Raw genomic sequence first — 22,560 nt, 5'->3', positions numbered from 1 at the left:
AACTGACACCGGTACCTGATACGGCCGGTGCAGATATGAAGGAGTAACACCATGCCGAAGCCCGCCAAGGGTGCCCGTCTGGGCGGCAGCGCCGCGCACGAGCGTCTGCTTCTCGCGAACCTCGCGAAGTCGCTGTTCGAGCACGGCCGCATCACCACGACCGAGGCGAAGGCCCGCCGCCTGCGTCCGGTCGCCGAGCGCCTGATCACCAAGGCGAAGAAGGGCGACATCCACAACCGTCGCCTGGTGCTGCAGACGATCACGGACAAGGGCATCGTGCACACGCTCTTCACCGAGATCGCCCCGCGGTACGAGAACCGCCCCGGTGGTTACACCCGCATCACCAAGATCGGCAACCGTCGTGGCGACAACGCCCCGATGGCGGTCATCGAGCTGGTCGAGGCCCTGACCGTGGCGCAGCAGGCCACCGGTGAGGCCGAGGCCGCGACGAAGCGTGCGGTCAAGGAAGACGCCCTCAAGAAGGACGAGGCTCCGGCCGAGTCCGCCGAGGACGCCAAGCCGGCCGAGGCCGAGGCTGAGTCCAAGGAGTCCAAGGACGCCTGAGCGTTCTTCAGACCACTGGACGGGCCCGTACCACCCTTCGGGGCGGTGCGGGTCCGCTTCGTTTGTGAGGGGATTTCGGGTGAGTGACGACGTGCGGCCCGGTTTCGTACGGGTGCGGCTGGACCTTTCGTACGACGGGAAGGACTTCTCGGGCTGGGCGAAGCAGACGGCGCGGCGGACCGTGCAGGGTGAGCTGGAGTCCGCGCTGCAGACCGTCATGCGGCTGCCGGAGCCGGTCGACCTGACCGTCGCCGGGCGTACGGACGCGGGCGTCCACGCGCGCGGGCAGGTGGCGCACGTCGACCTGCCGGAGGCGGTCTGGGCCGAGCACGCGGACAAGCTGCTGCGGCGGCTCGCCGGGCGGCTGCCGCACGATGTGCGGGTGTGGCGGGTGGCCGAGGCGCCGGCCGGTTTCAACGCGCGCTTCTCGGCGGTCTGGCGGCGGTACGCGTACCGCGTCGGCGACCACAAGGGCGGGGTCGACCCGCTGAGGCGCGGTCATGTGCTGTGGCACAACTGGCCGTTGGACGTGGACGCGATGAACGCGGCCTCGCGGGCGCTGCTGGGGGAGCACGACTTCGCCGCGTACTGCAAGAAACGCGAGGGCGCGACGACCATCCGTACGCTCCAGCAGCTCAGCTGGGAGCGTGTGCCGGAAGGGCAGGAGGATGCCGGGATCGTCACCGCGACCGTGCGGGCCGACGCCTTCTGCCACAACATGGTGCGCTCGCTGGTCGGCGCGCTGCTGCTCGTCGGCGACGGGCACCGGCCGGTGGACTGGCCGGGGCAGGTGCTGGCCGCCGGTGTACGGGACTCCGCCGTGCACGTCGTACGGCCGCACGGCCTGACCCTGGAGGAAGTCGGCTATCCGGCGGACGAGTTGCTGGCCGCGCGCAGCCGCGAGGCCCGCAACATGCGGACGCTACCCGGCGTTGGCGGCTGCTGCTGAGGCCTGGCTGCGGCCGCGCTGGACGATCTGCTGGAAGGTGAACTCGGCGAGGTCGTCGCCGGCCTGGAAGACGGCGGCGTCGTTCTGGGTGACGTTCTTGCCGCTGGTGTGGCCGCCGACGGTGAAGTAGGCGTAGCGGCCGTAGGAGTTGGTCGTCTTGCGGCAGACCGTTCCGCCGCGGCAGAACGTCGGGACGCCCGAGCCGGAGAGGGAGGCGAGGCCGCCGCTCGCCTGCTGCTTCGCCTTCTTCGCCTGCGCCTCGGTGTCGAAGACCGCGACGCCGACGGTGACGGCCACGCCGTCCTTGGTGTAGGTGGCGCGGATGACCTGCGTGCAGCCGTTGTTCGCCAGTACGGCTCCGAGGGCGCCCTGGGTGGCCGCGGCGCAGGCGGCGGTGCGGCTGGTCGGGCCCTTGGCGTAGACGCGGTCGCCCATGGTCAGCTTCTTGCCCGGGTAGAGGGTGTCGGCGCTGAGCGGCGCCTTGTCCTTCCCCTTGTCGGCGATGAAGTCGTGCGGGTCGAGCGGGGGCGGCGGGGCGACCGAGGAGAACGACGGGCCGGGCTGGGCGCTGTTCTTCGGCAGTTCCTCGGGGGTGGGCAGCTCAGTGGCGGCCTTGCCGTCCCGGCTGCCGTTGTTCGTGGACACGATCGCGGTGGCCACGATGCCGACGATCGCGGCCGTCGCGAGGGCGCCGCCGCCGATCCAGAGCAACTTCCTGCGGCGGTTGCGCGCGGCGGAGGCGTCCGCCAGCGCGGCCCAGTCGGGCGTGCTCGATCCGTACGGTTCCTGCGGTCCCCCGGGGCCCCATGAAGGCCCCCCTTGCCCAAAGCTCATGCCGCGCATCCTAAACGTGTTGGGGGAGCGCCGTAGTGGCGGTGACAATGCGGCCATGGGACATCTCGAAGCCGGACACCTGGAGTACTACCTTCCGGACGGACGTGTGCTCCTCGGGGACGCCTCGTTCCGGGTCGGCGAAGGGTCCGTGGTCGCCCTCGTGGGCGCGAACGGTGCCGGCAAGACGACGCTGCTGCGGCTGATCTCGGGGGAGCTGCAGCCGCACGGCGGGACGGTGACGGTCAGCGGCGGGCTGGGCGTGATGCCGCAGTTCGTGGGATCGGTGCGGGACGAGCGCACGGTCCGGGACCTGCTGGTCTCCGTCGCCCAGCCGCGGATCCGGGCCGCGGCGGCCGCAGTGGACGCCGCCGAGCACGGGATCATGACGCGGGACGACGAGGCCGCGCAGATGGCGTACGCGCAGGCGCTCAGCGACTGGGCGGAGGTGCGCGGGTACGAGGCCGAGACGCTGTGGGACATCTGTACGACGGCGGCGCTCGGGGTGCCGTACGAGAAGGCCCAGTGGCGTGAGGTGCGCACACTCAGCGGGGGTGAGCAGAAGCGGCTGGTGCTGGAGGCGCTGCTGCGCGGCCCGGACGAGGTGCTGCTGCTCGACGAGCCGGACAACTATCTGGACGTGCCGGGGAAGCGGTGGCTGGAGGAGCGGCTGAAGGAGACCCGCAAGACGGTGCTGTTCGTCTCCCACGACCGGGAGCTGCTGGCCCGGTCGGCCGAGAAGATCGTCAGCGTGGAGCCCGGGGCCGCGGGCAGCGACGTGTGGGTGCACGGCAGTGGCTTCGCCACGTACCACGAGGCGCGCAAGGAGCGTTTCGCGCGCTTCGAGGAGCTGAAGCGGCGCTGGGACGAGGAGCACGCGCGGCTGCGGGCGCTGGTGCTCCGGCTGCGGCAGCAGGCGGCCATCAGCCCGGACATGGCATCCCGATACCGGGCGATGCAGACGCGGTTCAGGAAGTTCGAGGAGGCCGGCCCGCCGCCGGAGCCGCCGCGCGAGCAGGAGATCACCATGCGGCTGCGGGGCGGACGTACGGGAGTGCGGTCCGTGACCTGCGAGCAGCTCGAACTGACCGGGCTGATGAAGCCGTTCGACCTGGAGATCTTCTACGGGGAGCGGGTCGCGGTGCTGGGGTCGAACGGCTCCGGCAAGTCCCACTTCCTGCGGCTGCTGGCGGGGGAGCCGGTGGCGCACACGGGGATGTGGAAGCTGGGCGCGCGGGTCGTGCCCGGTCACTTCGCGCAGACCCACGCCCATCCGGAGCTGCTCGGGCGCTCCCTGGTGGACATCCTGTGGACCGAGCACGCGAAGGACCGCGGCGGGGCGATGTCCGTACTGCGGCGGTACGAGCTGGAGCGGCAGGGCGACCAGCCGTTCGAGAAGCTCTCGGGCGGCCAGCAGGCGCGCTTCCAGATCCTGCTGCTGGAGCTGGCGGGCACGACCGCGCTGCTGCTGGACGAGCCGACGGACAACCTGGACCTGGAGTCGGCGGAGGCGCTGCAGGACGGCCTGGAGGCGTACGAGGGCACGGTGCTGGCGGTCACGCACGACCGCTGGTTCGCCCGGTCCTTCGACCGGTACCTGGTGTTCGGCTCGGACGGTGTCGTGCGGGAGACGACGGAGCCGGTCTGGGACGAACGCCGGGTCCAGCGCAAGCGGTAGCCGGGTCCAGCGCAAGCGGTAACGGGGTGCGGCCGGGCCGTCACCGTGATGTGGTGCTGCCGGCCCCGGCGGGGCGCTACCGTGGTGAGGACGGAGCAGCCGGTGACCCCGGAAGCCACGGTGTGGCGGCCGGGACCCCGTTTTGACCCGTCCGGGCCATCGCGGGTATCCTGCTGGTTCGTTATGCGTATTGGCTTGTTCATTCTCACGTGAGAGGCCCTTACGCCGGTCCACCGGGCCGATGACCAGCGGCAGGCACGGGTTGCGTCCCCGTATGTCCGCCATGGCTGTCGTGATCGTCCGGGTGGCCTTGTCAGGACCCACTCACTGAAGAAGCGAAGGCTACGACCGTGCGTACGTACAGCCCCAAGCCCGGCGATGTCACGCGCCAGTGGCACATCATCGACGCGCAGGACATCGTCCTGGGCCGTCTGGCGACTACGGCAGCGACCCTCCTCCGGGGCAAGCACAAGCCGATTTACGCCCCTCACATGGACATGGGTGACTTCGTCATCATTGTCAACGCCGAGAAGGTCCACCTCTCCGGCAACAAGAAGACCCAGAAGATGGCGTACCGCCACTCCGGCTACCCGGGTGGTCTGCGTTCCGTCCGTTACGACGAGCTGCTCGCCAAGAGCCCCGAGAAGGCCGTGGAGAAGGCCATCAAGGGCATGCTCCCCAAGAACACCCTGGGCCGTCAGATGCTCTCGAAGCTGAAGGTCTACGCGGGCGCCGAGCACCCGCACGCTGCTCAGCAGCCGGTCCCGTTCGAGATCACCCAGGTCGCGCAGTAGTTCCGGCCACCCCCTAAGACGAAAAGAAATCTGAGGAGCATCGTGGCCGAGACCACTGCAGAGACCCCCGTCGAGGGCGAAGAGACCTTCGCCGAGGTGACGACCTTCGAGTCCGAGGTCCCCGTCGAGGGCGAGTACACCAGCGAGTCGATGGCGTCCCGCTTCGGCGAGCCGCAGCCGGCGGCCGGCCTGGGCCGTCGCAAGAACGCCATTGCCCGCGTCCGGATCGTTCCGGGCACCGGCAAGTGGAAGATCAACGGTCGCACCCTTGAGGACTACTTCCCCAACAAGGTGCACCAGCAGGAAGTCAACGAGCCCTTCAAGGTGCTCGAGCTCGACAACCGCTACGACGTCATCGCCCGCATCTCGGGTGGCGGCGTCTCGGGTCAGGCCGGCGCCCTGCGCCTCGGCGTGGCCCGTGCGCTCAACGAGGCGGACGTGGACAACAACCGCGGCCCGCTGAAGAAGGCCGGCTTCCTGAGCCGCGACGACCGTGCGGTCGAGCGCAAGAAGGCCGGTCTGAAGAAGGCCCGCAAGGCGCCGCAGTACAGCAAGCGCTAAATCGCCGCTCGCTGCTCTGCACGAATCCGCCCCGGCGGCACACTCGCTGTGCTGCCGGGGCGTTCGTTTATGGCGGGCAGGGGCGTATATGTGACTGGAGCGTTCAAACGCTTGCAGTTTCGGAGCAATTCGGAGGACAACAGTGGGACGACTCTTCGGCACGGACGGTGTGCGCGGTGTCGCCAACGCGGATCTGACGGCGGAGCTCGCGCTCGGCCTGTCGGTCGCGGCGGCGCATGTGCTCGCCGAGGCGGGCACCTTCGAGGGCCATCGGCCGACCGCCGTGGTCGGCCGTGACCCGCGTGCGTCGGGAGAGTTCCTGGAGGCCGCCGTCGTGGCGGGTCTCGCGAGCGCGGGCGTGGACGTCCTGCGCGTCGGTGTGCTGCCCACCCCGGCGGTGGCGTATCTCACCGGTGCGCTGGGTGCCGACCTCGGCGTGATGCTCTCGGCGAGCCACAACGCCATGCCGGACAACGGCATCAAGTTCTTCGCGCGCGGGGGCCACAAGCTGGCCGACGACCTGGAGGACCGCATCGAGGCGGTCTACGAGGAGCACCGCACCGGTGCACCGTGGCAGCGGCCCACCGGCTCGGGCGTCGGCCGCGTCCGTTCGTACGACGAGGGCTTCGACCGGTACGTCGCGCACCTCATCGCCGTACTGCCGAACCGGCTCGACGGGCTCAAAGTTGTCCTCGACGAGGCGCACGGCGCCGCCTCCCGGGTCTCGCCCGAGGCCTTCGCGCGCGCCGGTGCCCAGGTCGTGACCATCGGCGCCGATCCGGACGGCCTGAACATCAACGACGGCTGCGGCTCCACGCATCTCGACGGGCTCAAGGCCGCCGTCGTCGAGCACGGCGCGGACTTCGGTATCGCGCACGACGGCGACGCCGACCGCTGCCTGGCCGTGGACGGCGCGGGCGAGGAGGTCGACGGCGACCAGATCCTCGCCGTACTGGCCCTCGCCATGCGCGAGTCGGGGCAGCTGCGGAAGAACACCGTCGTCGGCACGGTCATGTCGAACCTCGGCTTCAAGCTGGCGATGGAGCGCGAGGGCATCGAGGTCGTACAGACCGGGGTCGGCGACCGGTACGTACTGGAGTCGATGAAGGAGAACGGCTACGCGCTCGGCGGCGAGCAGTCCGGCCACGTGATCGTCCTCGACCACGCGACGACCGGCGACGGCACGCTGACCGGTCTGATGCTGGCCGCCCGGGTGGCCTCGACCGGCCGCTCGCTGGCCGAGCTGGCCGGGGTGATGGAGCGGCTGCCGCAGGTGCTCATCAACGTGCCGGACGTCGACAAGTCGCGGGTCGGTACGTCCCCCGAGCTGGCCGCCGCGGTCGTCGAGGCCGAGCGCGAGCTGGGCTCGACCGGCCGGGTGCTGCTGCGCCCGTCGGGCACCGAGCCGCTGGTCCGCGTGATGGTCGAGGCGGCCGACATCGACCAGGCCCGGTCGGTGGCGGGGCGGCTGGCCGACGCGGTGAAGTCCGCGCTGGGCTGACGCTGACCCGCTGGGGCCCGCCGGGGCCCGCTGGGGCCCGCCGCCAGGAGTGGCGCGGGCCCGGGGCGGGCCTCAGGCGGATTGCTCCGCCGTACGGGCACGCTGCCGCGCCCAGAGGAGCTTCTGGATGAGCAGCGTGACCGTGCCGGCCAGGATGATGCCGCCCAGGTTGGCCATCAGCTGGATCGACGACCCCCACATCTGGCCGTAGTCGCGGTAGCTCATGGCGACCGCGGCGTTGGCGGCGGCGGGCACGGTCGTCACCGAGATGGCCACGCCGATCAGCAGCCCCGACTTGGCGGACGTCAGCGAGAGCGTCCCGGCGATACCGGCGAGGAGCGCCACCACGAAGGACATCGCGTCGGGCTGCCAGATGAACGCCGTGTTCGGGCGGTCGGCCTTGATCATCGACTCCTCGAACAGGCCGAGCGCGTCCATCAGCCAGCTGAATCCGACGGTGAGCAGCATCGCCGCCGCGAACCCGGCGATCAGCGCCAGCAGCGATCGCCAGACCAGCTGCGGGGCGCGCTGGACGATCGCCGTCGAGATCCCGGCGAGCGGTCCGAACTCCGGGCCGACCGCCATCGCGCCGACGATCAGGATCGCGTTGTCGATCATGACACCGCAGGCCGCGAGCATCGTCGCCAGCGCCAGGAACGCGATGTAGGTGACCGTGAGGGTCGAGTCCTCGTGGGTGGCCTCCTGGAGCTGCTCCCAGAGCACCGCGTCCGCGCCCTCGCCCGGAGCCTCGTCCTCCGCCTTGTCGGCGCGCTTGGACAGCGTCAGGTCGATGTTCTCCACGGCGATCGAGCCGCACTCGTCGATCCCCAGTCCCCGCAGCCCGGCGAGCAGCTCGTCGCCCGCCTCGCGCGCGACGTCGCACAGTACGACGTCACCCTCCGGGTTGCGCGCCGCCCCCGCCAGGACGGCCACGTGCGCGGTGCCCACCGTCTTCTCGATGAGCCCGAGCACCTCCTCGGTGCGGTCGGTGGGGGTGATCAGCCTCAGATGCAGCATGGCCGCACCCTAACGCGGCCCTTGCGGCGCCGTGACTCAGAGCTTGCGCAGGCTGAGGCGCTGCACCTTGTGGTCCGGGCCCTTGCGCAGGACGAGCGTGGCCCGGCCGCGGGTCGGGGCCACGTTCTCCAGCAGGTTGGGGCGGTTGATCGTGCGCCACATCGTGCGCGCGTAGTCCAGCGCCTCCTCCTCGGAGACCTGGGTGTACTTCCTGAAGTACGAGAAGGGGTTCTGGAAGGCCGTCTCGCGCAGCTTCCGGAAGCGGCTGAGGTACCAGTGCTCGATGTCCTCGGGGCGCGCGTCGACGTACACGCTGAAGTCGAAGTAGTCGGCGAGGCCGACCCGCGTGCGGCCGTCCTTGCCGGGCAGGGCCGGCTGGAGGACGTTGAGGCCCTCGACGATCAGGATGTCCGGGCGGCGGACGGTCAGCCGCTCGCCCGGCACGATGTCGTAGATCAGGTGTGAGTAGACGGGGGCGGTCACCTCGTCCTTGCCGGCCTTGATGTCGGCGACGAAGCGGGTGAGCGCGCGGCGGTCGTACGACTCGGGGAAGCCCTTGCGCGACATCAGGCCGCGCTCCCGCAGCTCCTTCATCGGCAGCAGGAAGCCGTCCGTGGTGACCAGCTCGACCCGCGGGTGCTCCGGCCAGCGGGCCAGCAGCGCCTGGAGGAGCCGCGCGACCGTCGACTTGCCGACCGCGACGCTGCCCGCCACGCCTATGACGAACGGGGTGCCCTGCTGGGCGCCGTGGCCGTTGCCCGCGTCGCCCAGGAAGGTGTTCAGGGCGCCGCGCAGGTTGCTGGTGGCCCCCACGTACAGGTTGAGGAGGCGGGAGAGCGGCAGGTAGACGTCCCGTACCTCGTCGAGGTCGATGACATCGCCGAGGCCGCGCAGCCGCTCGACCTCCTCGGCGGACAGCGGCAGCGGGGTCTTCTCGCGCAGTGCGCTCCACTCCGTACGGGTGAGGTCCACGTACGGGGACGCGGCCGGCTCGGCCCGGCGGGCGGTGCTCCGTGGCGGCGATGTGATCACACGGCCATTGTCGGGGCTCGGGGGCGGTTGTGGGGGGTGGGGTCGGTCACTCGGGCCTCAGCCCGCGCGAGCGGCGGGGACCGCCCTGCGCAGGGACAGGGCGAAAGCGCAGCTGGTGATGGTGAGGACGACGATCGGCGGAGGGGGCAGCAGGAGGACGGATACCGCCAGGGCGGCCAGGGAGACCGCGAGGGTGATCCATCCAAAGGCGGTGCGGCGCTGGACGAGGGTGGGGGCGTGACGGACAGCGGCGGTGATCAGGAGGCCGCAGGTGATGATGAAGAAGGCCATAACGATGCTGATGCCGTTGAAGACATCGAGGACCGTGCGTTCCAGACCCAGCAGGGCGACGGTGGACTCCCGCATGGCGGTGTCGACTTCACGCCGTTGCGGGGCCTGGGTGGCCAGCGCCGAAGCGGCGGAGAGGGCGAGGTGGCCGATGCCCAGGAAGACGAAGCCGTAGGCGCCGACCGTGAAGGGCCGGACGGAGTCCGCCCGGCGGAGGGGGCGGGATGTGACCGTGGTGTTCACGGTTGCTCCTTGACGTTGACGGGGGCTGGGGCGGGTGGTGGTTGCCAGCCGAGGACCGTGTCCAGGGCTCTCAGCGACAGCGCCTGCGGCGTGGTTCGTACGGCCAGGTTCCGGAGGGACGCGGCAAGCGGGTGGGAGAGCCGGGCGAGTTCGCCGATGCGCCGGGAGCGGCGGCTGATCCGGGTGGTCCGCCGGTGTCTGGCCTTCGTGTAGGCGGCGAGCGCGGCCGGCACGTCGTCGGCGGGCGCGAGGAGATGCGCCGCGACGACGGCGTCCTCGATGGCCTGGCAGCCGCCTTGGGCCATGTTGGGGGTCATCGCGTGGGCGGCGTCGCCGAGCAGGGCCACCCGGCCGGCGTGGAACCGGGGCAGAGGCGCGGCCAGTTCGTGGAATTCATGGTGGAGTATGCCGACCGGGTCCGGGTCCCGCTGGTTCAGCCGGTCCAGCAGCGCGGGTATCGGATCGTGCCACGCGCCGAAGCGCCGGGTCAGCTCCGCATGGTGGTCGGCCGGCCTCGCGCCGGGGCCGGAGACGGCAGTGGCGTAGACGTAGATACGGCCATCGGCGAGTGGAACGACGCCGAACCGCTCGCCTCGCCCCCAGGTTTCGGCCTGCTGGACACGCAGACCCGCACCGGGCAGCACCGCTCGCCAGCCGGCTTCACCGGCGTGACGCAGCCCGCGGTGACCGGGGAAGAGCTGTCCGCGGAGCACGCTGCGCATGCCGTCCGCCGCCAGTACGACGTCGGCACGCAGGTCGCCCGCCGACGTACGCACGGCCACGGTGTCCCCCGCGTCGTCCACGCCGGTCACCGATACGCCGAGGCGTAGGGCGCCGGCCGGCAGGGCGGCCGCGAGGGTCTCGATCAGGAAGCCGCGGTGCACGGCGCGCGCGGAGAGCCCGTAGCGGGCGGACATCGCGCCGCTGTCGGACCGGCTCAGCCAACTGCCGTCGGGCGTACGCAGCCCGACCTGACCGGGCAGGGCGTCACCCGCCCACAGGTCGGGGCCCAGACCGATCGAATCCAGGGCGCGCAGTGCGTTCGGGGCGAGCATGATGCCGGCGCCGATGCCCGTGAGTACGGAGGCCCGTTCGCACACGGTGACGCGCCAGCCGCGGCGGCTCAGGCCCACCGCCGCGGTCAGGCCCCCGATCCCGCCTCCGGCCACAACGGCATGACGCACACCCATGTCAACTGCCCCCACCTCTGTCGCCTCTACATCTGTAGAGGACGATGACCCGCACTCTACATCTGTAGAGTGTGGGTGTGTCCATCCCCGACCGCCGAGACCTGATCGCCGACGCCGCCATCAGTACCGTGGCCACCGCCGGGCTGCGCGGCCTGACCCATCGCGCGGTCGACGCCGCCGCGGACCTGCCGGCCGGCAGCACGTCGTACTACTTCCGCACCCGTAGCGCCCTGATCAGCGCCTGCTACCTCCGCCTGGCCGAACTCTCGGTCGCCGACGTGGATCGCTGGGAAGCGGACCACGGGCGCCCGGACGACCTGGACTCCGCCGCAGGCGCGCTGGCCGCGCTGCTGCACCACTGGCTGACGGCGGCGCGCGACCGCCAGCTCGCCCGCTTCGAACTCAGCCTGGAGGCAACCCGTCGGCCAGAGCTGCGTGCCGACCTGCGGACCGCCGGCCTCGCCGCGCGGTCCAGGGCCGCCGCCCTGCTGGCAGCGCTCGGCGCTCCCCGTCCGGCGCCGGCCGCGGATCTGCTCGTCGCCTGGACCGACGGCCTGCTGTACGACTGGCTCGCCGGCGCGTTGGCCGCGACCCGCCCGCTGCCCGATGTGACCGAGCTGACCGCGGTGGTCCGGCGGATGCTCGATGCCGCGCTTTCCACCTGACCGGAGCCAACGGCCTCGCCGAGCTGCCGACCGCCGAACGGCCGCCGCACACGGGCCGTTGCCTTTCGGGGCGGTGTTCCGCGTGAGGCGTAGGCTGCCGCCATGTGCGGAATCGTGGGTTACGTGGGAGCGCAGTCCGCGCTCGATGTCGTCATCGCAGGACTCAAGCGGCTCGAATACCGGGGCTACGACTCGGCGGGCGTGGCCGTCCTCGCCGACGGCCAGCTCGCCGCGGCGAAGAAGGCGGGCAAGCTCCTCAACCTGGAGAAGGAGCTGGTGGACCGGCCCCTCCCGGCCGGTACGACCGGCATCGGGCACACCCGGTGGGCCACCCACGGCGCCCCCACGGACGTCAACGCCCATCCCCACCTGGACAATTCGGGCCGCGTCGCCGTCGTCCACAACGGCATCATCGAGAACTTCGCCGCGCTGCGGGCGGAGTTGGCCGAGCGAGGGCACGACCTCGCGTCCGAGACGGACACCGAGGTCGTGGCGCATCTGCTCGCCGAGTCCTTCTCCTCCTGCGGGGACCTCGCCGAGTCGATGCGGCAGGTGTGCCGGCAGCTGGAGGGCGCGTTCACGCTGGTCGCCGTGCACGCCGACGAGCCCGACGTCGTCGTCGGGGCGCGGCGGAACTCGCCGCTGGTGGTGGGCGTCGGGGAGGGCGAGGCGTTCCTCGCCTCCGACGTGGCCGCCTTCATCGCGCACACCCGGTCGGCCATCGAGCTGGGCCAGGACCAGGTCGTCGAGCTGCGCCGCGACGGGGTGACCGTCACCGACTTCGCCGGTGCGCCGGCCGACGTCCGCGAGTACCACGTCGACTGGGACGCCTCCGCCGCCGAGAAGGGCGGCTACGACTACTTCATGCTCAAGGAGATCGCCGAGCAGCCGAAGGCGGTCGCCGACACGCTGCTGGGACGGATCGACGCCGCCGGGTCGCTGTCGCTCGACGAGGTACGGATCCCGGCCTCGGTGCTGCGCGAGGTCGACAAGGTCGTCATCGTGGCGTGCGGCACGGCGTACCACGCGGGCATGATCGCCAAGTACGCCATCGAGCACTGGACCCGCATCCCGTGCGAGACCGAGCTGGCGAGCGAGTTCCGCTACCGGGACCCGATCCTGGACCAGCAGACACTCGTCATCGCCATCTCGCAGTCCGGCGAGACGATGGACACTCTGATGGCGCTGCGGCACGCGCGCGAGCAGGGCGCGCGGGTGCTGGCGATCTGCAACACGAACGGTTCGACGATCCCGCGCGAGTCGGACGCCGTGCTGTACACGCACGCCGGGCCGGAGGTCGCAGTCGCGTCGACCAAGGCGTTCCTGACCCAGCTGGTGGCCTGCTATCTGGTCGCTCTGTACCTGGGGCAGGTACGCGGGACCAAGTGGGGTGACGAGATCCAGGCCGTGATCCGGGAGCTGTCGGAGATCGGCAAGAAGGTCGGGAAGGTCCTGGAGACCATGGAGCCGGTGCGGGAGCTGGCGCGCTCGCTCGCCGGCAAGGACACCGTGCTGTTCCTGGGCCGGCATGTGGGCTACCCGGTTGCCCTGGAGGGCGCGCTGAAGCTGAAGGAACTCGCGTACATGCACGCCGAGGGATTCGCGGCCGGGGAACTCAAGCACGGGCCGATCGCGCTGATCGAGGAGGACCTGCCGGTGGTCGTGGTGGTGCCGTCGCCGCGCGGACGGTCTGTACTGCACGACAAGATCGTGTCGAACATCCAGGAGATCCGGGCGCGCGGGGCGCGGACGATCGTGATCGCGGAGGACGGCGACGAGACGGTCGTGCCGTACGCGGACCATCTGATCCGAATCCCGGTCACGCCGACGCTGCTGCAGCCGCTCGTCGCGACGGTGCCGCTGCAGGTGTTCGCGTGCGAGCTGGCGACGGCGCGCGGCAACGAGGTGGACCAGCCGCGGAACCTGGCCAAGTCGGTGACGGTGGAGTGATCATCGGGGTGGGGATCGATGTCGCCGAGATCGACCGGTTCAGGGCGGCGCTGGACCGTACCCCGAGCATGGCCGAACGGCTGTTCGTGGAGCGGGAGTTGATACTCCCGAGCGGGGAGCGCCGGGGTATCGCCTCGCTCGCGGCCCGGTTTGCCGCGAAAGAGGCGCTGGCCAAGGCGCTGGGGGCGCCGAGCGGGCTGTACTGGACGGACGCCGAGGTGTACGTCGAGAACAGCGGGCAGCCGCGGCTGCGGGTGCGCGGGACGGTCGCGGCGCGGGCGGAGCGGCTCGGGGTGCGGTCGTGGCATGTCTCGCTCAGCCATGACGCGGGTGTCGCGTCGGCGGTCGTGATCGCGGAGGGCTGATCCGGGAAGGGATGGTTGGTCCGGGAGCATCCTCCGGAAGCATCGTTCGGCGGCGAAGGGGTGAGGAACGGGTGCGTACCGCGTACAGCGTGGAGACCGTACGGGCGGCCGAGCGCGAGCTGATGGCCCGCCTGCCGGAGGGCGCGCTGATGCAACGTGCCGCGGCGGGGCTGGCCGCCGCGTGCGTGGACCTGCTGGGCGGCCGGGTGTACGGGTCGCGTGTCGTACTGCTGGTGGGGGCGGGGGACAACGGAGGCGACGCGCTCTACGCGGGCGCCCGGCTCGCCCGGCGCGGCGCGGGTGTCTTCGCGGTGCTGCTCGCGCCCGACCGGGCACACGCGGGCGGGCTCGCGGCGCTGCGGGCGGCGGGGGGCCGGGTGGTCACCGAGCTGCCGGCCCGTCCCGGCCTCGTCCTGGACGGCATCACCGGGATCGGCGGGCGCGGCGGGCTGCGCGAGGCGGCGGCTTTGCTGGTGCGGGCGGCGGAGGCGTCCGGGGCGGTCGTCGTCGCCGTCGATCTGCCGAGCGGCGTCGAGGCGGACACCGGGCAGGTGCTGGGCGAGTCGGTACGGGCCGACGCGACGGTGACGTTCGGTACGTACAAGCCGGGGCTGCTCATCGACCCCGCGGCGGAACGGGCGGGGGCGGTGCGGCTCGTGGACATCGGGCTGGACGCGTACCTCCCGGCCGAGCCGGAGCTGGAGGCGCTGCAGTACGCGGATGTGGCGGGGCTGCTGCCGGTACCGGTCGCGGAGAGCGACAAGTACCGGAGGGGCGTGGTCGGCGTCGTCGCCGGGTCGGCGCGTTATCCCGGTGCCGCGGTCCTCGCGGTGGCGGGCGCGCTGCGGGGCGGCGCGGGTGCGGTGCGGTACGTCGGGCCGGGCGGGGACGCGGTCATCGCGCACTACCCGGAGACCCTGGTCCACACCGGGCCGCCGTCGAAGGCGGGCCGGGTCCAGGCGTGGGTCGTCGGCCCGGGGCTGGGCGACGCGCCGGACGCCGTCCACGACGTGCTGGTCTCCGACGTGCCGGTCCTCGTCGACGCGGACGGCCTGCGGCTGCTGGACGAGGCGGTGGTACGGGCGCGCACGGCCCCGACGCTGCTCACCCCGCACGCAGGGGAGGCGGCGGCGCTGCTCGGCGTGTCCCGGGAGGAGGTGGAGGGCGCGCGGCTCGCGTCGGTACGGGCGCTGGCGCGGAAGTACGGGGCGACGGTGCTGCTGAAGGGCTCGACCACGCTCGTCGCGGGCGCGGACGGCCCGGTACGGGTCAACCCGACGGGCACGCCGTGGCTGGCCACGGCGGGCAGCGGCGACGTCCTGTCCGGCCTGGCGGGCTCGCTGCTGGCGGCGGGCCTGCCGGCCAGGGACGCGGGCTCGGTGGCGGCGTACCTGCACGGCCTGGCGGCCCGATACGCGGCGAACGGCGCACCCACAGGAGCCCACGACGTGGCGGCGGCCCTCCCGGAGGCCTGGCGGGACGTCACCCGCCCCTGAGCCGGGGCCGGTCTTCCCCGCTGACCGGTGGCGACCGCGCCGCGCTGCCGTTGCGCGCCGTACCGGGGGCCGGCCGCGCCGGGCCTCGGCGGGGCGGCGCGCCGGGGCGGGTCTTTGCTGGTGGGGTCTGCGGCTGGCCGCTGTCCGGGGGCGGGGCGGACCCTGCCCGGAGGTATGTGGCGAGGCCATCCACCGGGCCCGGGGCATGGCTCTGAGAGACTTGGCGCGATGAACGAGACACCGCCGCGCGTCCGCGCCGAGATCGATCTGGCCGCCGTGCGCGCCAATGTGCGCGCGCTGCGCGCCCGCGCGCCCGGAGCCGCGCTGATGGCCGTCGTCAAGGCCGACGCGTACGGGCACGGCATGGTCCCCTGCGCGCGGGCCGCGCAGCAGGCCGGCGCGTCCTGGCTGGGGACCGCGACTCCCGAGGAGGCGCTCGCGCTGCGGGCCGCCGGTGTGGGCGGCCCCGTGCTGTGCTGGCTGTGGACGCCGGGCGGGCCGTGGCGCGAGGCGATCGAGGCGGACGTCGACGTGTCCGTCAGCGGGATGTGGGCCCTGCGGGAGGCCGTCGAGGCCGCCCGTGCGGCGGGCCGGACGGCCAGGATCCAGCTGAAGGCGGACACCGGGCTCGGCCGCAACGGCTGCCAGCCCGCCGACTGGCCCGAACTGGTCCAGCAGGCGCGCGCCGCCGAGGCGGAAGGCGTCGTCAGGGTGACCGGGCTCTGGTCGCACTTCGCGTGCGCCGACGAACCGGGGCATCCGAGCATCGCCGCCCAACTGTCCCTGTTCCGGGAGATGGTGGCGTACGCCGAGAAGGAGGGCATCGACCCGGAGGTGCGCCACCTCGCCAACTCCCCGGCGACGCTGACCCTCCCGGAGTCGCACTTCGACCTCGTGCGCCCCGGCCTCGCCGTGTACGGCGTCTCGCCCAGCCCCGAACTCGGCACCGCAGCCGATCTCGGCCTGCGCCCCGCGATGTCGCTGATCGCCTCCGTGGCGCTGGTCAAGCGCGCGCCGGAGGGCCACGGCGTCAGCTACGGGCACCACTACGTCACCCCCGCCGAGACCACCCTCGGCCTCGTACCGGCCGGCTACGCGGACGGCATCCCGCGCCACGCCTCGGGCCGCGGCCCGGTGCTGGTCGGCGGCAAGCGGCGTACCGTCGCGGGCCGCGTCGCCATGGACCAGTTCGTGGTCGACCTGGGCGGGGACCTCCTCGGCCCGGGCGCGGAGGCCGTGCTGTTCGGGCCCGGCGACCGGGGCGAGCCGACCGCCGAGGACTGGGCACAGGCGGCGGACACCATCGCCTACGAGATCGTCACGCGGATCGGTCCGCGCGTGCCGCGCGTCTATCTGAACGAACGTCCGGACGGGCAGGAGCACGAGCAGGAGCGGGAGCGCGGGGCGAACGGAGCGGCGCAGTGAGCGAGATGGGCGCGGGGGAGTCGGCTGCCGAGGCGGTGGCGGAAACGGTGGCGGAGGCCGTGGCCGCGGCGGGCAGCTGGCGCCGGGCGGGGCTGGCCGGCGCCGCGATAGGCGTCATCGCGGCCGGTGCCGCGGCGGGAGTGGCGGTGGAGCGGCTGACCGTGGGCCGCGGCATGCGCAAGAAGGCGCGGCTGGCGCTCGACGCCTCCGGGCCGTACGGAGCGCTGCGCGGCATGCCGGGCCGCGTGGTCGCGGACGACGGTACGGAGCTGTACTACGAGGTCGACGAGGTCGAGCCGGAAGCCGGCGGCACGGCCCCGCGTAAGCGCCGGCTCTTCGGCCGGAAGACGCCCGCGCCGGTGACCGTGGTGTTCAGCCACGGCTACTGCCTGAGCCAGGACTCCTGGCACTTCCAGCGGGCCGCGCTGCGCGGTGTCGTGCGGACGGTCCACTGGGACCAGCGCAGCCACGGCCGCTCGGCGCGCGGCGCCGCGCAGGCGGACGGCGTACCCATCACGATCGACCAGCTGGGCCGCGACCTGAAGACGGTCCTGGACGCGGCGGCGCCCGACGGGCCGCTGGTGCTGGTGGGGCACTCGATGGGCGGCATGACGCTGATGGCGCTCGCCGCGCACTACCCGGACCTGATGCGCGAACGGGTCGTCGGCGTCGCCCTCGTCGGTACGTCGTCCGGGAAGCTCGGCGAGGTGAACTACGGGCTGCCGGTGGCCGGGGTGAATGCCGTACGCCGGGTGCTGCCGGGTGTGCTCAAGGCGCTCGGCTCCCAGGTGGACCTGGTGGAGCGGGGCCGGCGGGCCACCGCCGATCTCTTCGCGGGGATGATCAAGCGCTACTCCTTCGGCTCGAAGGACGTCGACCCGGCGGTCGCGCGCTTCGCCGAGCGGCTGATCGAGGGCACGCCGATCGACGTGGTCGCGGAGTTCTACCCGGCGTTCCAGGAGCACGACAAGGCGGAGGCGCTCACCGTCTTCGCCGGGATCCCGACCCTCATCCTCGCGGGGGATAAGGACCTGGTGACCCCGAGCGGCCACAGCGAGGCGATCGCGGACCTGCTGCCGGACGCCGAGCTGGTGATCGTGCCGGACGGGGGGCATCTGGTGATGCTGGAGCACCCGGAGGCCGTCACGGACCGGCTGGCGGATCTGCTGGCGCGCGCGGGAGCCGTCCCGGCAGCGACTAACGTTGGCGCGTATGGAAGCACCGCACAACCCGGCACCGGCAACTGAGGGCGCCGCGACTGGCTCCACGATCGGCACAGGGGCCCTCGCCGCGACTGGCGCCGCGACCGGCGCCGTGACCGAGCGCATTGCTCGGATGACCGTTCGATCTCCCGAGCAGATGCAGGAGCTCGGCCGCAGGCTCGCCAAGGTACTGCGCGCCGGCGATCTCGTACTGCTCACCGGCGAACTCGGCGCGGGCAAGACGACCCTGACCCGCGGGCTCGGCGAGGGCCTGGGCGTCCGGGGCGCCGTGACCTCGCCGACCTTCGTGATCGCCCGCGTGCACCCGTCTACCTCCGGCGGCCCGCCGCTGGTGCATGTGGACGCGTACCGGCTGGGCGGCGGGCTGGACGAGATGGAGGACCTCGACCTCGACGTCTCGCTGCCGGCCTCGGTGGTGGTCGTGGAGTGGGGCGAAGGCAAGGTCGAGGACCTGTCCGACGACCGGCTGCATGTGGTGATCCAGCGGGCCGTCGGCCACGAGGCGGTCCTCGACGACGTGCGCGAGGTGACGCTGACGGGCGTCGGCGCACGCTGGACGGCGGCGGACCTGGCCGGTGTGACGGCCTGAGCCGCGAGGCGTAGGCCGGGGGCCGGGGCCGTACCTCGCGCTTTGGACCCGTACGTTCCGACAACGTTCCGACATGTCGTCGGCAAGATGTTGCGCGGGCGGTGCCGCGCGTGGTCACATGGATACCGAGACCTGGTTAGGTCTACCTAACCACGCCTTCCCCCGGAGCCCCAGGAGGCATCCATGCCGGCATCAGAACGCGAAGCGCAGCCTCGGTCCCCGCAGTCGCCGCGCACATCGCCGTCGGTCGTGTCGATGCGGGATCTGCTGGCCTCCTGCGCGGCGGCGACCGCCGTGTCGACGCCGCCCCGGGAACCGGAGACCGGGCGGCAGGCCAGGCCGGAGCCGAAGCTGGAGCAGGGGCGCGCCGCGGCCTGAAGCCTTTACGGGTCCCTCGTACGGGGGATTCTGGCGGGGTGGGCATCGGGCATGCAGCCGCGCGTCAGGTGGCCAGCCTCAGGCCTTACGGGACGACGACGACCTTCGTGTTGATCGTCGCGAACGTCCACATCGCGTTGCCGTCCCCGCGCGTCATCCGGACGCCGCCCGTCTTGCGGGCCGGGTCGGGGGCCGGCACCGAGCCGTCCACGGCGGCGCTGAAGCCGACGGAGACGTTGTCGACGCTCGCGAACCGGACGACGTGCTCGACCGGGAGACCGTCGGATCCGGTGATCTTCCCGGACCGCGAGGTCACCGTGTACGAGCCGGGCTTCGGGCTGACCGTGCTCGGCATGACCTCGAACGTCCTGGCCGGCTGCCCGGCCGCGCCGACGAGCCAGACGCGCTTGGTGCCGAGCGAGTAGACGACCCGTACGCCCGTACCCGAATTCGTGGGGAGGGCCGTCGCGGCGCTGCCCTGGTCCGTCCCCTTCGCCTTTTCCTTGTCCGTGCCCTTCGGCGGGGCGGTCCCCTCGGTGGAGGCAGAGGTGGAGGGCTGGGTGGACACCAGCTGCGCGGGGGCGTTCGCCGAGGCCTGGTACGCGAGGAAGCCGACCACGGCGAGGGCCGCCGCGGTGAGCCCGGCCACGAATCCCGAGCTGCTCCGTGACACCTTGCTCCACCTCTCGCACCACTCGCACATACGGACTTGGGGTGACGGTAGCAGCCGGTACCGGCGGGGACGGGGCGCCGTGCCCCCGCCGTACAGGGCCTAGGCTGTTTGCGTGCTCTTGCTCGCTGTTGATACCGCCACTCCCGCCGTCACCGTCGCCCTCCACGACGGCGACTCCGTCGTCGCCGAGGCCGCCCAGGTCGACGCCCGCCGGCACGGGGAGCTGCTGCTGCCCGCCGTCGACCGGGTGCTGGCCCAGGCCGGGCTGAAACTCGACGCCGTGACGGACGTCGTCGTCGGCGTCGGCCCGGGTCCGTACACCGGGCTGCGCGTCGGACTGGTGACCGCCACGACCTTCGGATCGGTGCTCGGTGTGCCGGTGCGCGGGCTGTGCACGCTGGACGGCCTCGCGTACGCCTCGGGCATCGACGGCCCCTTCGTGGTGGCGACGGACGCGCGGCGCAAGGAGGTGTACTGGGCGCGGTACGACGACGCCCGTACGCGCGCGTCGGAGCCCTCCGTCGACCGGCCCGCCGATATCGCGGCGGACGTCGCCGGGCTTCCGGCGGTGGGCGCCGGCGCCCTGCTGTACCCCGAGGTGTTCCCGGACGCGCGCGGCCCCGAGCACCAGTCCGCGGCGGCGCTGGCGGCGCTGGCCGCGGAGCGGCTGGCGGCGGGGGACGCGTTCCTGGCGCCGCTGCCGATGTATCTGCGCAGGCCGGACGCGCAGGTGCCGAAGAACTACAAGGTGGTCACTCCCCAGTGAGCGCCGGACGCGAGGCCACTGCTGCTGCGGCTGTACTGCGCGAGATGCGCTGGTGGGACATCGGGCCTGTGCTGGAGCTCGAACAGGAGCTGTTCCCGGAGGACGCCTGGTCGGCCGGGATGTTCTGGTCCGAGCTCGCCCACGGGCGCGGCCCGCAGGCCACCCGCCGCTATGTCGTCGCGGAGGACGCCGACGGTCGGGTGGTCGGGTACGCGGGACTGGCCGCCGCCGGGGGCCTCGGCGACGTACAGACGATCGCGGCGGCCCGCGACCAGTGGGGTACGGGGCTCGGGGCCCGGCTGCTCACCGACCTGCTGCGGCACGCCACCGCGTTCGAGTGCTCCGAGGTGCTGCTGGAGGTGCGGGTGGACAACACGCGCGCGCAGCGGCTGTACGAGCGCTTCGGCTTCGAGCCGATCGGCTTCCGGCGCGGCTACTACCAGCCGGGCAATGTGGACGCGCTCGTGATGCGGCTGACCGACCCGTCCGCATCCGGATCCGAAGCCGGGTCCGTGTCCGACTCTGTGTCTGAATCCCCTGAATCCGTACCTGTGCAAGGAACTGAGATCCATGGCTGACGAACCTCTCGTCCTCGGTATCGAGACCTCGTGCGACGAGACCGGTGTCGGCATCGTCCGCGGCCACACCCTGCTGGCCGACGCGATCGCGTCGAGCGTCGACGAGCACGCGCGCTTCGGCGGTGTCGTGCCGGAGGTCGCCTCGCGCGCGCACCTGGAGGCGATGGTGCCGACCATCGAGCGCGCGCTGAAGGAGGCCGGCGTCAGCGCGAAGGACCTCGACGGCATCGCGGTGACGGCGGGGCCGGGGCTGGCGGGAGCGCTGCTGGTCGGTGTCTCGGCGGCGAAGGCGTACGCGTACGCGCTGGGCAAGCCGCTGTACGGCGTGAACCACCTCGCCTCGCACATCTGCGTCGACCAGCTGGAGCACGGCGCGCTGCCCGAGCCGACGATGGCGCTGCTGGTGTCGGGCGGCCACTCGTCGCTGCTGCTGGCGCCCGACATCACGTCGGACGTACGGCCGCTGGGCGCGACGATCGACGACGCGGCGGGCGAGGCCTTCGACAAGATCGCGCGGGTGCTGAACCTCGGGTTCCCGGGCGGGCCCGTCATCGACCGGCTCGCCAAGGAGGGCGACCCGGCCGCGATCCACTTCCCGCGCGGTCTGACGGGGCCGCGCGACGCGGTGTACGACTTCTCCTTCTCCGGGCTGAAGACGGCGGTGGCCCGCTGGATCGAGGCCAAGCGGAACGCGGGTGAGGAGGTGCCGGTGCGTGATGTGGCGGCGTCCTTCCAGGAGGCGGTCGTGGACGTGCTGACGCGCAAGGCGATCCGTGCGTGCAAGGACGAGGGCGTCGGCCACCTGATGATCGGCGGCGGCGTGGCGGCCAACTCCCGGCTGCGGTCCCTGGCGGAGGAGCGGTGCGCTGACGCGGGGATCACCCTGCGGGTGCCGCGGCCCAAGCTGTGTACGGACAACGGAGCGATGGTCGCGGCGCTGGGCGCGGAGATGGTGGCGCGGGGGCGGGCGGCGTCGGACTGGGACCTGTCGGCGGACTCGTCGCTGCCGGTGACGGACCCGCATGTGCCGGGGGCGGGGGGCCGCGCGGGTCATGGTCATGGCCATGACCATGTGCACGAGCTGAGTAAGGACAACCTGCACTCAAAGGACAACCTGTACTCATGAGCACCGTCGCGCTGATGTGGGAGGCCCGGGCCGTGGAGGGCCGGGGGGCGGAGTTGCTGGAGTGGGCACGGGCGCAGGCGGATCGGCTGGCGCGCGAGCCCGAGCGCCGAGAGCTCTTCCGCGCCCAGCAGGACCGGGTGCTCGTCATCACGTGGTGGGACGCCGAGCCGGCCGACGAACTGCCGGAACTGCCGGAGCCGGCCGACGAGCTGATCACGCGAGCGGTCCACAGGTGGCGTTTCGAGTCCGTCGGTACGGGGTGACGGGGGCGGGAGCCTGACCCGGGGGCGAGTTCGTTCGGGTGGGGGGCCGCCCGGTTGGTGATGATGGCGGCTCCGGGCCGGGCGTCAAGGGCGCTCCCTTCGGTCGCGTCGCTGCGCGATGGCCTTTGGCCACCCTGGACTCCCGTCCCTCCACCGCTGACTGATGAGTGGGGGGCGGCCCCCGGGGCGGGGCCCGGGGCTGCCTATCGGTTGGCCCGGGCCCGCTGCCGGCCGCGGGCCGGTGAGTGGTTGCGGGGCGCGGCAGGTCCGGGATGGGCTCGGCGGCCACCAGGCCGGTGGGGCGGGGCGTGCGTGGCCGGGGGCGGGTCGTGCGGGGAGGGGGCCGCCCGGTTGGTGATGATGGCGGTTGCGGGCCGGGTGTCAAGGGCGCTCCCTGCGGTCGCGTCGCTGCGCG

24 protein-coding genes are annotated in these 22,560 nt (G+C 72.4%); 18 read left to right on the top strand and 6 right to left on the bottom strand.

The features are described 5' to 3' along the window. Positions 1-51: 51 nt before the first annotated feature. Together rplQ and truA are read left to right on the top strand one after the other, a co-directional pair. Positions 52-564: a 50S ribosomal protein L17 gene (gene rplQ, locus ACWV17_RS25900; RefSeq protein WP_455352440.1), complete on the top strand. Its 513-nt coding sequence runs from the start codon at positions 52-54 to the stop codon at positions 562-564. 79 nt (positions 565-643) lie between these two features. Continuing rightward, entirely contained in the window at positions 644-1,513 is an 870-nt protein-coding gene (truA, locus tag ACWV17_RS25895) for a tRNA pseudouridine(38-40) synthase TruA (RefSeq protein ID WP_455352441.1), read from the top strand. Here the strand turns inward: truA and ACWV17_RS25890 are convergent. After that, positions 1,487-2,347 carry a hypothetical protein gene (locus ACWV17_RS25890; protein WP_455361606.1) on the bottom strand — a complete coding sequence of 287 codons (861 nt, stop codon included), beginning with the start codon at positions 2,345-2,347 and terminating at the stop codon, positions 1,487-1,489. The two genes, truA and ACWV17_RS25890, sit on opposite strands and share 27 nt — an antisense overlap. 55 nt (positions 2,348-2,402) lie before the next feature. Here ACWV17_RS25890 and ACWV17_RS25885 point away from each other — a divergent pair, with 55 nt between their 5' ends. The 4 genes from ACWV17_RS25885 to glmM all read left to right on the top strand — a co-directional run bounded on the left by ACWV17_RS25885 (position 2,403) and on the right by glmM (position 6,878). Beyond that, positions 2,403-4,022 (top strand): ATP-binding cassette domain-containing protein, encoded by a 1,620-nt coding sequence (locus ACWV17_RS25885; RefSeq protein ID WP_455361605.1) that lies wholly within the window; start codon positions 2,403-2,405, stop codon positions 4,020-4,022. Positions 4,023-4,372: 350 nt separating this feature from the next. Then, positions 4,373-4,816, top strand: coding sequence for a 50S ribosomal protein L13 (gene rplM / locus ACWV17_RS25880; RefSeq protein ID WP_455352444.1), 444 nt, complete (start codon positions 4,373-4,375; stop codon positions 4,814-4,816). Between the two features lie 42 nt (positions 4,817-4,858). Beyond that, a complete protein-coding gene (rpsI, locus tag ACWV17_RS25875) occupies positions 4,859-5,377 on the top strand; it encodes a 30S ribosomal protein S9 (RefSeq protein WP_455352445.1) in 519 nt (172 codons plus the stop codon). Between the two features lie 142 nt (positions 5,378-5,519). Continuing rightward, positions 5,520-6,878, top strand: coding sequence for a phosphoglucosamine mutase (gene glmM, locus ACWV17_RS25870; RefSeq protein WP_455361604.1), 1,359 nt, complete (start codon positions 5,520-5,522; stop codon positions 6,876-6,878). A gap of 72 nt (positions 6,879-6,950) precedes the next feature. On the opposite strand, the gene ACWV17_RS25865 is transcribed toward glmM, so the two are convergent. Genes ACWV17_RS25865 through ACWV17_RS25850 form a run of 4 tightly spaced genes read right to left on the bottom strand, consistent with a single transcriptional unit; the run spans position 6,951 to position 10,648 of the window. After that, entirely contained in the window at positions 6,951-7,895 is a 945-nt protein-coding gene (locus ACWV17_RS25865; protein ID WP_455361603.1) for a DUF389 domain-containing protein, read from the bottom strand. 36 nt (positions 7,896-7,931) lie between these two features. Continuing rightward, a complete protein-coding gene (coaA, locus tag ACWV17_RS25860) occupies positions 7,932-8,927 on the bottom strand; it encodes a type I pantothenate kinase (protein ID WP_455352448.1) in 996 nt (331 codons plus the stop codon). A gap of 57 nt (positions 8,928-8,984) precedes the next feature. Beyond that, positions 8,985-9,458 (bottom strand): LIC_13387 family protein, encoded by a 474-nt coding sequence (locus ACWV17_RS25855; RefSeq protein WP_455361602.1) that lies wholly within the window; start codon positions 9,456-9,458, stop codon positions 8,985-8,987. Continuing rightward, positions 9,455-10,648 (bottom strand): FAD-dependent monooxygenase, encoded by a 1,194-nt coding sequence (locus ACWV17_RS25850; RefSeq protein ID WP_455361601.1) that lies wholly within the window; start codon positions 10,646-10,648, stop codon positions 9,455-9,457. Before ACWV17_RS25850 ends, ACWV17_RS25855 begins: the two co-directional genes overlap by 4 nt. 77 nt (positions 10,649-10,725) lie before the next feature. On the opposite strand from ACWV17_RS25850, the gene ACWV17_RS25845 reads away from it, so the two are divergent. From ACWV17_RS25845 to ACWV17_RS25810, 8 genes are all read left to right on the top strand, one after another. Further along, positions 10,726-11,313, top strand: a complete 588-nt coding sequence (locus tag ACWV17_RS25845; protein WP_455361600.1) for a TetR/AcrR family transcriptional regulator — start codon at positions 10,726-10,728, stop codon at positions 11,311-11,313. Positions 11,314-11,415: 102 nt separating this feature from the next. Further along, the gene (glmS, locus tag ACWV17_RS25840; protein ID WP_455352452.1) at positions 11,416-13,263 is read left to right on the top strand and encodes a glutamine--fructose-6-phosphate transaminase (isomerizing); all 1,848 of its coding nucleotides are present in this window, start codon (positions 11,416-11,418) and stop codon (positions 13,261-13,263) included. Then, positions 13,260-13,628: a holo-ACP synthase gene (locus tag ACWV17_RS25835; protein ID WP_455352453.1), complete on the top strand. Its 369-nt coding sequence runs from the start codon at positions 13,260-13,262 to the stop codon at positions 13,626-13,628. The genes glmS and ACWV17_RS25835 overlap by 4 nt, the downstream gene beginning before the upstream one ends. A gap of 71 nt (positions 13,629-13,699) precedes the next feature. After that, the gene (locus ACWV17_RS25830) at positions 13,700-15,124 is read left to right on the top strand and encodes an NAD(P)H-hydrate dehydratase (RefSeq protein ID WP_455361599.1); all 1,425 of its coding nucleotides are present in this window, start codon (positions 13,700-13,702) and stop codon (positions 15,122-15,124) included. 228 nt (positions 15,125-15,352) lie between these two features. Beyond that, positions 15,353-16,549 carry an alanine racemase gene (alr, locus tag ACWV17_RS25825; protein WP_455361598.1) on the top strand — a complete coding sequence of 399 codons (1,197 nt, stop codon included), beginning with the start codon at positions 15,353-15,355 and terminating at the stop codon, positions 16,547-16,549. Positions 16,550-16,554: 5 nt separating this feature from the next. Further along, positions 16,555-17,796 carry an alpha/beta fold hydrolase gene (locus ACWV17_RS25820; RefSeq protein WP_455352588.1) on the top strand — a complete coding sequence of 414 codons (1,242 nt, stop codon included), beginning with the start codon at positions 16,555-16,557 and terminating at the stop codon, positions 17,794-17,796. Between the two features lie 88 nt (positions 17,797-17,884). Continuing rightward, positions 17,885-18,361, top strand: coding sequence for a tRNA (adenosine(37)-N6)-threonylcarbamoyltransferase complex ATPase subunit type 1 TsaE (gene tsaE, locus ACWV17_RS25815; RefSeq protein ID WP_455352456.1), 477 nt, complete (start codon positions 17,885-17,887; stop codon positions 18,359-18,361). Between the two features lie 183 nt (positions 18,362-18,544). After that, entirely contained in the window at positions 18,545-18,739 is a 195-nt protein-coding gene (locus ACWV17_RS25810) for a hypothetical protein (protein ID WP_455361597.1), read from the top strand. 85 nt (positions 18,740-18,824) lie between these two features. Here ACWV17_RS25810 and ACWV17_RS25805 read toward each other — a convergent pair whose 3' ends face one another. Next, positions 18,825-19,412 (bottom strand): hypothetical protein, encoded by a 588-nt coding sequence (locus tag ACWV17_RS25805; RefSeq protein ID WP_455361596.1) that lies wholly within the window; start codon positions 19,410-19,412, stop codon positions 18,825-18,827. Positions 19,413-19,524: 112 nt separating this feature from the next. Here ACWV17_RS25805 and tsaB point away from each other — a divergent pair, with 112 nt between their 5' ends. From tsaB to ACWV17_RS25785, 4 genes are read left to right on the top strand one after another with little or no spacing between them, the layout of a single operon-like run. Further along, the gene (gene tsaB, locus ACWV17_RS25800) at positions 19,525-20,178 is read left to right on the top strand and encodes a tRNA (adenosine(37)-N6)-threonylcarbamoyltransferase complex dimerization subunit type 1 TsaB (RefSeq protein ID WP_455361595.1); all 654 of its coding nucleotides are present in this window, start codon (positions 19,525-19,527) and stop codon (positions 20,176-20,178) included. Positions 20,179-20,222: 44 nt separating this feature from the next. Further along, entirely contained in the window at positions 20,223-20,756 is a 534-nt protein-coding gene (gene rimI / locus ACWV17_RS25795) for a ribosomal protein S18-alanine N-acetyltransferase (RefSeq protein WP_455352589.1), read from the top strand. Next, the gene (tsaD, locus tag ACWV17_RS25790; protein ID WP_455361594.1) at positions 20,749-21,882 is read left to right on the top strand and encodes a tRNA (adenosine(37)-N6)-threonylcarbamoyltransferase complex transferase subunit TsaD; all 1,134 of its coding nucleotides are present in this window, start codon (positions 20,749-20,751) and stop codon (positions 21,880-21,882) included. The genes rimI and tsaD overlap by 8 nt, the downstream gene beginning before the upstream one ends. Beyond that, a complete protein-coding gene (locus tag ACWV17_RS25785; RefSeq protein ID WP_455352461.1) occupies positions 21,879-22,145 on the top strand; it encodes a hypothetical protein in 267 nt (88 codons plus the stop codon). The genes tsaD and ACWV17_RS25785 overlap by 4 nt, the downstream gene beginning before the upstream one ends. Positions 22,146-22,560 lie beyond the last annotated feature (415 nt).

The organism is Streptomyces mabaensis, assembly GCF_053763515.1.
This window is presented reverse-complemented; position numbering and strand designations above follow the sequence as displayed.

Excerpts from the sequence above, each read along its gene's own strand:
- rplQ (WP_455352440.1), top strand. The coding sequence starts at position 52 with ATGCCGAAGCCCGCCAAGGGTGCCCGTCTGGGCGGCAGCGCCGCGCAC.
- ACWV17_RS25890 (WP_455361606.1), bottom strand. The coding sequence starts at position 2,347 with ATGAGCTTTGGGCAAGGGGGGCCTTCATGGGGCCCCGGGGGACCGCAG.
- ACWV17_RS25885 (WP_455361605.1), top strand. The coding sequence starts at position 2,403 with ATGGGACATCTCGAAGCCGGACACCTGGAGTACTACCTTCCGGACGGA.
- ACWV17_RS25865 (WP_455361603.1), bottom strand. The coding sequence starts at position 7,895 with ATGCTGCATCTGAGGCTGATCACCCCCACCGACCGCACCGAGGAGGTG.
- ACWV17_RS25850 (WP_455361601.1), bottom strand. The coding sequence starts at position 10,648 with ATGGGTGTGCGTCATGCCGTTGTGGCCGGAGGCGGGATCGGGGGCCTG.
- glmS (WP_455352452.1), top strand. The coding sequence starts at position 11,416 with ATGTGCGGAATCGTGGGTTACGTGGGAGCGCAGTCCGCGCTCGATGTC.
- alr (WP_455361598.1), top strand. The coding sequence starts at position 15,353 with ATGAACGAGACACCGCCGCGCGTCCGCGCCGAGATCGATCTGGCCGCC.
- ACWV17_RS25820 (WP_455352588.1), top strand. The coding sequence starts at position 16,555 with ATGGGCGCGGGGGAGTCGGCTGCCGAGGCGGTGGCGGAAACGGTGGCG.
- tsaE (WP_455352456.1), top strand. The coding sequence starts at position 17,885 with ATGACCGTTCGATCTCCCGAGCAGATGCAGGAGCTCGGCCGCAGGCTC.
- ACWV17_RS25810 (WP_455361597.1), top strand. The coding sequence starts at position 18,545 with ATGCCGGCATCAGAACGCGAAGCGCAGCCTCGGTCCCCGCAGTCGCCG.
- rimI (WP_455352589.1), top strand. The coding sequence starts at position 20,223 with ATGCGCTGGTGGGACATCGGGCCTGTGCTGGAGCTCGAACAGGAGCTG.
- tsaD (WP_455361594.1), top strand. The coding sequence starts at position 20,749 with ATGGCTGACGAACCTCTCGTCCTCGGTATCGAGACCTCGTGCGACGAG.
- ACWV17_RS25785 (WP_455352461.1), top strand. The coding sequence starts at position 21,879 with ATGAGCACCGTCGCGCTGATGTGGGAGGCCCGGGCCGTGGAGGGCCGG.